The organism is Intestinibacter sp., assembly GCF_022780145.1.
In the GTDB taxonomy this organism is placed as follows: Bacteria; Bacillota; Clostridia; order Peptostreptococcales; family Peptostreptococcaceae; genus Intestinibacter.
The window spans coordinates 1-7,711 of record NZ_JALEXO010000318.1 but is presented as its reverse complement, the minus strand read 5'-3'; the positions used below and the strand labels follow the sequence as shown (position 1 = coordinate 7,711).

Sequence of the window (7,711 nt, the reverse complement as noted above, 5' to 3'; positions counted from 1 at the left end):
TTTATTACAGATACTCCATTTACAATTTTCGCAGATGAAATTATATCCTTTACTTCATAATTTGCTATTTCTTCTTTTAATTTTTTATTTTCTTTTATAGACTCGCTCAATTTATTGTTTATATTTTCTATTCCCTTGATAGATTCTTCATCGCTACAGCTTAAATATTTACAAATCTTGCTTAGATATCTATCTCTATTTATTATATAATCTATCGCTTTGTTTCCTGCAAAATACTCTATTCTAGTTGAGTCCTTGTATTTTTCCCATTTTCTAAATTTTATTACCTTTAAATTTAAAGTTGACTTAGGATGTACACCACAGCAGCAGTTAAAATCCAAGTCTCCTACTTTTACAATTCTAACATCTCCATGAATTTTAGAAAAATCATCCTTTATTTTTAGTTTTTTAGCTTCCTTTCTAGTTATTTCAAAACACTCTACGGCGATATTTTCTGAAATAACGTCATTTGCCATTTTTTCAATTTTTAAAATCTCATCATCAGAAAAGCTTCCTTCAATATCTACAGAACTTCCCTCAACTCCCATATGAAAGCTTGTAGTCTTTCTTTTAAATTTATCTAGAAACAACGCCGATATAACGTGCTGTGCAAGATGGTGTACCATTGAGTATTCTCTTCTGTTCCAATCTAGACTGCATTTGACCTTGTGTATTTTATTTGGTTTTGATTTTACGACGTGGTATATCTCGTCGTCTTTTTCGTATACATCTTGTATATCACATGATTCTATCGTTCCTAAATCACATAGTTGCCCACCTCCACCAGGGTAAAATGCAGTTTTATCTAAAACAACATGATATTTTCCATCTATTTCATCGACTTTTTCTATCTCACAAGTAAAATCTTTTATCTCAGAATCTTCATAAAATAATTTTTGCATTGTAACTTTTACCTTTCCTTATACTATATTATCATTATCAATATTTTTATTATACTATATTTTATATTATTAAGATATTAATTAAAACAAGGAGGTGAAAATCACCTCCTTATTTCGTACTTTTATAACTATATCTAATTATAGATATCAGAAAATTCTATGTTGCATCTTTCTATCTTGCTTTGACCCATTATATTGTCACTTGCTATAAAATTTCTACTAATACTATTATCTAGATCATTAATTTTGTTGGGTAACACAACTTCAAATGTTGAACCCACCCCCACTTCACTATTTACATTTACATATCCTTTATGAATTTTTACAAATTGATTTACAATAGACAATCCTATTCCACTTCCTTCACAGGATCTGGTCAGCCCATCATCTACCTTCTTAAACTCTTCAAATATAACTTTTAATTCTTCTTTTTCTATACCTATACCATGATCCTTTATATATATTTTTACAAATTCATCATCAATAAACATACACACTTCTATATCATTATTGTCTTTATTATACTTAATGGCATTAGACAATAGATTTAGGATGATTCTCTCTATCTTTTCAGGATCACAGGAAATAACCTGTTCCTCGCAATTAGTGTCAAAAATCAATTGTACGTCTTTATTTTCCAAATATGTAGCAACTGACATAGTTATATCTTCAACAATATTGACTATATCGTAATTTCCAAAGTTCGTATCGTAGTATTCGCTTTGTATTTGACTTAGATCCAATAAATTTTGTACAAGTCTCAATAATCTATAAGAATTTCTTTTTATAAAATTAATATGATAATCTAAATATTCCAATGTATAATTTTCATTTTGTCTACATTTCTCAATTAATTGAACTGTACCTAAAATTATATTTATCGGTGTTCTAAATTCATGAGATATATTGCTAAAAAATCTATTTTTCAATGATTCTAACTGCACTGCTTCTTCTAATAATTTTTCCTTCTTTTGGTATTCCTTTTTATGTGTAATATCCCTTGCTGTAAAAAAGAAATAATCTTGGTTCTTATATTGTTTTATGTTGCATTCAAGCCACTTGCGCTCTCCGTTTTTACAAAGAAATTGACTTTCCATATGTATAGTGGAATCATTTCCATTTTTTATTTGTGTATATAAATCATCTCTATCCCTTGGTGTCATTATATTATACAGACTTTTATCCTTTAATTCCCTTACATTCCATCCTAATATATTTTTCAACCTATCTGCATTTATATAAATAAGGTTTCCATCTATGTCAAATTTACCTACTATATCTACAGATATTTCTATACATTTTTGTAGATATTCTCTCTTTTGCTTGTACTCTTTAAGCTCTTCCTTTATCTTTCTAGATTCATTTATATTTGAAATAGTAACAGCCAAATGAGAACATATTGTCTTTATATAATCGTATCCATATTCTATAGGCTTTGTATCTTGTAAAAAAGTTATTATTATATGACCTAATATTTTTTTACCTATTGAAATATTGTATATTCCTACTTTATAAATATTTTTTTCCTTTAATTTCTCAGCTACTATTTTATTTTTCATTTCATCTACGTATTTAATACCTTCTACTTCTAATTTCTTAGAATATTTTTCATATGAATATTCAAAAACCTCTTTCTTTTCACTAGCATCAAAATTAAAATCATCTAATACTATTCCCCTGGTGACTAATGTGCAAAAATCGTTTTCTTTTTCTTTATAAAGCATAATAGCTATTCCGTCAGCATTAAAATGCATCAACGTTTTTTCAGATATATAGTCTAATAAATTCATTAGATTATCTTTATCTTCATCTAAAAATTTATTAATTTCTCTAAATTTAATCCTTGTATAATCTAATGTTTTATTTAGATGTTTTCTTATATCTATATTTCTACTACTTCCAACTATATTTTTTACACTGTCGTCTTCATTTAAAATCGCATTTATCGCCACTTCATACCATACTTTTTTATCTCCAATAGTAAATTTTTCTTCTGTTGAAAAAGGCTCTTTTCTTTTTATCACTTCATTTTCGATTTTTTCAATATATTCTGACTCTTCTATACTAAACAAATCATTCGTTCGATGACCTATAATTTCTTCTTTTGTTCTATTGTGAGAATCACATTTTCTTTTATTAGCATATAAATACTCGCCTTTTTTATTTTTAATAAAGCAATTTATATTTATAGTATCTAATAGAGCTTCTAGATCCTCTCTTTTATAGTATTTTTCACATACATCTCTAGCTATTATGAAGTAACTGCGTTCTTTATAAAAAGTACCTTCTAATAAATCTCCATTAAAAAAATATTTTTTTGTATCAATTTCCAAGTAAAAGTCAAAATTTATATCTTCATCTTTTTCTAAACTATTGATTAAATTATCTATACTTTTTCCATTACTGTATAGGCAGTCTTTTACAGGAGTATCTACAATGTCTTTTAAATCTGCATTTATCTTTTTTAAAACAGTTTTATTAGCAAATTTTATCTTTCTGTTGGTGCTTATCACAAAAATAAAATTATCCATATGATTAAAAATATTCACCATCTTTCATCCCTCCTTGTAAAACTTTTTTGTAAATTCACTTACATTACTCTATATATAAAGGATAAATCATTTCAAATAATAAATCAAACATTAATATATATGTTTTTTTAACTTTTTTTGCATTTTTAATTATTTTTTCAAATATTAATATTTTTTAAGTTTTTAAAATATTTTTTAGATTTAGGTTTAGATTTTTTTTTCATTATATAAATTTGTTTTATTGATTAAAGATGTTATAATTATATTTGAGGTGATTATATGAAAAAAGGTAAAATACTATCTATTATTATCCTTTTAATTATTGTTTTAATAGGTGGCTTTTTTATAAAAAAACATTTTGATGATAATAAAGCTTTAGAAAATCAAATGGATGAATTAGATACTCCTTCTGGTACTAAAATCGACGATAGTAGCGAAGATAGCTCTGATGATGATTTATCAGAGCTAAAAATAAAAGGCTACATATTATCTATAAACGATAGCAATGTAGATTTAAACGAGCTTCTACAAAAAACTAACTTACAGGATAGAACTCCTGTACATGGACAACTATCTTCTAGCTACAATAGTGCAGCTATTATAGAAACCAATCAAAAGATAGGTCCTCTTTATTTAGTCGATTGCAAATACGATAAAAACACTAAAAAATACTCAATCGACAAAGACTCTAAGCAGTTGATTACAGATTTTATACAATACTGTGATGTATTAGTATTTTTGCATGAAGTAGATTCTTCAGTAGCGAAAAAGGCTATCTTAGTTGAAAAAGGAGATAAATCATATTACTATCCTCTATCAACTGAGTTTTTAGACGACTTAAGCGGTCAAGATTTAATCGAGAATAAATAAATAAAAAAACAAAAATACCTTATATAGAAGATTTATTATTTTCTACATAAGGTATTTTTTATAAAGATTTTCTTATTCAAAATATTTTTGTTTTATTTTCGATATACTCTCTTCATCGAGTGCATATGCCTCTCCTATATTTCCTTTTAGTATAGACCAGACCTTATTATGCACTTCAACAGCATTAGAAAAATCTCCTTGTTGCCATTTTTCTAGATTACTCCTAAAGTAAATCCTATGGTACTTATCTTGTAGATAATCTACTCCTGAGATAGCCTTTTTTATGGTCTTTGGAGTGACCTCAGTGCATTCCCATTTGTACTCTGCCTTTATAAGTGAATTAGCTAAAGAGTGTATTAGCTCTAATTCCTCTGTATTGCTCTTTGGTTTTTTGACATCCTTTGCCTTTACTACTACGGTTGGCTTTGCATTCTTTAAATTTTCATCACTTGACTTTCCCCCTAATAATCTAAGAATATTGTCTTTGTCTAGAAAATTATGTGCTTTCACAAAAAAAGGATATACTGAATCGACCTTTGAAAATATATTTGGGTTGTAAATTCCCGCTATAGGCAATAATAAAATAAATACCAGCAAAAGATCTACTATCCAGCTTATAAGATAGCTTTTTTTCTCTTTTTTATCCTCTAAAAAGGGCTCATTTATTATATCATCTAAATCAGATGGAATTTTTATATTTTCTAAATCCTCTTTTGAAAAATAAAAATCATTTATATCTTTTTTTATATCCTCATCTATATTTATTTCTATATTTTTTAAATTATTTTTGTCATGTAATATATACGGATTTTGTTCTTTCATATTATAAATATTCACCCACACTTGCCTTGATTTTTTTTAACGATTGTCTAATGTAAATTCGAACTGTATCTGTATTTAAATCAACGACCTCTCCTATTTCCTCATAAGAAAGATCAAAATAGTATTTGAGTATAACCACGCTTTTGTATTTTCCATCTAGTAAATCGATTCCCTTGTATAGATTTATTTTTTCATTATTATAGTAGTCTTTAAGATTTATGTCGCCTTCAACCATACCTATACTTTCTAAGAAATTGTTTGTATTTATAATTATTATTTTATATATCCATAAAATAATGTCTTGATCTTCATCTAATTTTGAAATATTTTGTTCAATAAAGCATACTGTATCTCTAAGTATTATCTTGCTGTCCTCTTCATATTTAGTATGAAGAAAAATAAGCTTGTACATCTGCTCGCTATAATCCTTTATCAATTGTTTAATAGCTTTTTTATTTCCATTTATTGCTTTTAAAATATTATCCAATTCTACTCTCCTTTTCCTCTGTTAGAAATAATTTTACACTTTTTTTATATTTTGAGCAACACATATTATATTTTCCTTTACTTGTATATATTGGATTTTTAATAGAAAACATATATTTTCATATTATTTTTAAATATTTTAAATCATATAAATAAGTATATTTATTTTTAAGGAGATATACATATGAGAAGAAAAAATTTGATTATAAATACCTTTTTATTGACATTTTCTACTATGATATTAGGGCTTTTGGGTATGTTGTTTAGAATATATTTATCAAATAAAATCGGCAGTGAGGGCATGGGTCTTTTTCAGCTTATTATGAGCATCAACGTATTTGCATCTACGGTGGCTATATCTGGTATAAGACTAACCTTGACTAGACTAGTAGCAGAGGAAATAGGCAAAAATAACAAGAACAAAGTTAGGACATTGCTAAAATGCGGATTTATATACACTTTATTTTTTAGCACGATAGCATCGCTAGTTTTATACAACAAATCCTACTTTATAAGTGAAGCTTTGATAGGTGATATTAGAGCTAATCTTCCACTTCAGATTTTAGCCTTAGGTATGCCCTTTGTAGGCATTGCAGCGTGCTTTAATGGGTATTTTTACGGCTTAAGAAAGGTGATTAAAAGTATTTTCTCTGATTTTATAGAAAACATAACTATGATAGCTGTGGTCGCTTTTTTTGTAACTTCATTTTGTAATTATAATTTAGAGCATACGTGCTGTTTTATAACACTGGGTATGAGCCTTGGAAATATAGCTGCTTGCTTTTGCTCCTTTGTTATGTATTTATTAGAAAAAAAATCAAATAATAGCCTCATAAGAAATATCGATAAAAGTGTTTTTAGAGAAGTTTTATCTGTATCTCTTCCTATTGCGGGAAGTGCATATGTACAGACATCTTTAAAATCTATAGAAGACATCTTAATTCCTAAATCACTTAAAATATACGGTTCCTCGACTACTACCTCCTTGTCGATATTTGGGATGATAAAGGCAATGGCACTGCCACTTTTAAACTTTCCATCGATATTTTTAGCATCGTTTTCAACACTTATAATTCCAGAGATAGCGCAGTACAATGTACTTAATAAGCCTCAATCAGTAAACTTCGTCATATCTAAGGTTATAAAATTCACTTTGATAATTGCATTTTTTTCAACTGGTTTTTTTATGACTTATTCAAATGAATTGGGACTTATTTTATACAAAAACATTCAAATTGGAATCATACTAAAAATCCTCGCTCCTTTAATTCCACTGATGTACTTAGATAGAATAGTAGACGGCAGCTTAAACGCTCTAAATCAACAGGTCTATACACTCAGATACAACCTGATAGATATGACCGTCAGAATATGTACGATAAACCTATTAATCCCCAGATTAGGTATAGAGGGCTTTATATTAGTCTTATTTACGAGTACGATTTTAAATTTTTCGCTTAGTATGAGCAGGCTTTTAAGAGTTACAAAGCTAGATTTTTCAATTGTAGGTTGGGTTATAAAGCCTTCATTTGCGATATTTATATCTACTTTTTTTATAAGAAATTTATTCGATTACTTAAATGTACATTATTTAATTGCTGAAGGAATTTTAGCCTTACTTATTTACATAACTTTATTATTTTTATTTAAATGTATATCTAAAAAAGATATCATGTGGTTTGTAGATGCATTTAAAAAGGATCCTCGAGGTGCAAACTGGAAAGAGTTAAATTTATATAGACAGATTTAATATAATTTAAGTACTTGGCGTAGCAAGTACGCTACCCTTTCCTACGCATTATAAATAAAAAAGATTGATTTGAAAATCTCAACTGAAATTTTTCTTATCAATCTTTTTATATATATATTTTTCAATTATTCTGTTTCTTGAATAAAGCTAACTATACTTTGAACAGCCTTCTCTTGTTGTTACTCCTCGCTTATAAGTGCCGCCTCGTCTTTTTTATAATTTCAGTAATCTCCAAATTGAGAGTGGTTTGCGCCCTCTATTTCAATGTAAGTCGTATCTGATGGCAGCTTTTCCTTTGCATCGATTAAAGACTGAAAATCAAAAACTCCGTCTTTACTTCCCCACAACGA

Annotated in this window: 7 protein-coding genes; 2 read left to right on the top strand and 5 right to left on the bottom strand. The window is 27.5% G+C overall.

The genetic code is table 11. The annotated features are described in order from the left end of the window. A partial coding sequence (locus MR593_RS12055) for an alanyl-tRNA editing protein (protein ID WP_290693267.1) occupies positions 1-902 on the bottom strand: 902 nt, incomplete at its 3' end. 134 nt (positions 903-1,036) lie between these two features. Continuing rightward, positions 1,037-3,454 carry a PAS domain-containing sensor histidine kinase gene (locus MR593_RS12050; RefSeq protein WP_290693264.1) on the bottom strand — a complete coding sequence of 806 codons (2,418 nt, stop codon included), beginning with the start codon at positions 3,452-3,454 and terminating at the stop codon, positions 1,037-1,039. Between the two features lie 258 nt (positions 3,455-3,712). Here MR593_RS12050 and MR593_RS12045 point away from each other — a divergent pair, with 258 nt between their 5' ends. Then, positions 3,713-4,303, top strand: coding sequence for a hypothetical protein (locus MR593_RS12045; protein WP_290693261.1), 591 nt, complete (start codon positions 3,713-3,715; stop codon positions 4,301-4,303). Positions 4,304-4,375: 72 nt separating this feature from the next. Here the strand turns inward: MR593_RS12045 and MR593_RS12040 are convergent, their stop codons facing one another. Continuing rightward, the gene (locus MR593_RS12040) at positions 4,376-5,125 is read right to left on the bottom strand and encodes a DUF6241 domain-containing protein (RefSeq protein WP_290693258.1); all 750 of its coding nucleotides are present in this window, start codon (positions 5,123-5,125) and stop codon (positions 4,376-4,378) included. A 1-nt stretch (position 5,126) separates the two neighbouring features. Continuing rightward, positions 5,127-5,612, bottom strand: coding sequence for an RNA polymerase sigma factor (locus tag MR593_RS12035; RefSeq protein WP_290693256.1), 486 nt, complete (start codon positions 5,610-5,612; stop codon positions 5,127-5,129). 183 nt (positions 5,613-5,795) lie between these two features. Here MR593_RS12035 and MR593_RS12030 point away from each other — a divergent pair, with 183 nt between their 5' ends. Continuing rightward, positions 5,796-7,361 (top strand): oligosaccharide flippase family protein, encoded by a 1,566-nt coding sequence (locus tag MR593_RS12030; protein WP_290693253.1) that lies wholly within the window; start codon positions 5,796-5,798, stop codon positions 7,359-7,361. A gap of 221 nt (positions 7,362-7,582) precedes the next feature. Here MR593_RS12030 and MR593_RS13625 read toward each other — a convergent pair whose 3' ends face one another. Further along, a complete protein-coding gene (locus MR593_RS13625; RefSeq protein WP_290693270.1) occupies positions 7,583-7,708 on the bottom strand; it encodes an alpha/beta hydrolase in 126 nt (41 codons plus the stop codon). Positions 7,709-7,711 lie beyond the last annotated feature (3 nt).

Excerpts from the sequence above, each read along its gene's own strand:
- MR593_RS12050 (WP_290693264.1), bottom strand. The coding sequence starts at position 3,454 with ATGGTGAATATTTTTAATCATATGGATAATTTTATTTTTGTGATAAGC.
- MR593_RS12045 (WP_290693261.1), top strand. The coding sequence starts at position 3,713 with ATGAAAAAAGGTAAAATACTATCTATTATTATCCTTTTAATTATTGTT.
- MR593_RS12040 (WP_290693258.1), bottom strand. The coding sequence starts at position 5,125 with ATGAAAGAACAAAATCCGTATATATTACATGACAAAAATAATTTAAAA.
- MR593_RS12030 (WP_290693253.1), top strand. The coding sequence starts at position 5,796 with ATGAGAAGAAAAAATTTGATTATAAATACCTTTTTATTGACATTTTCT.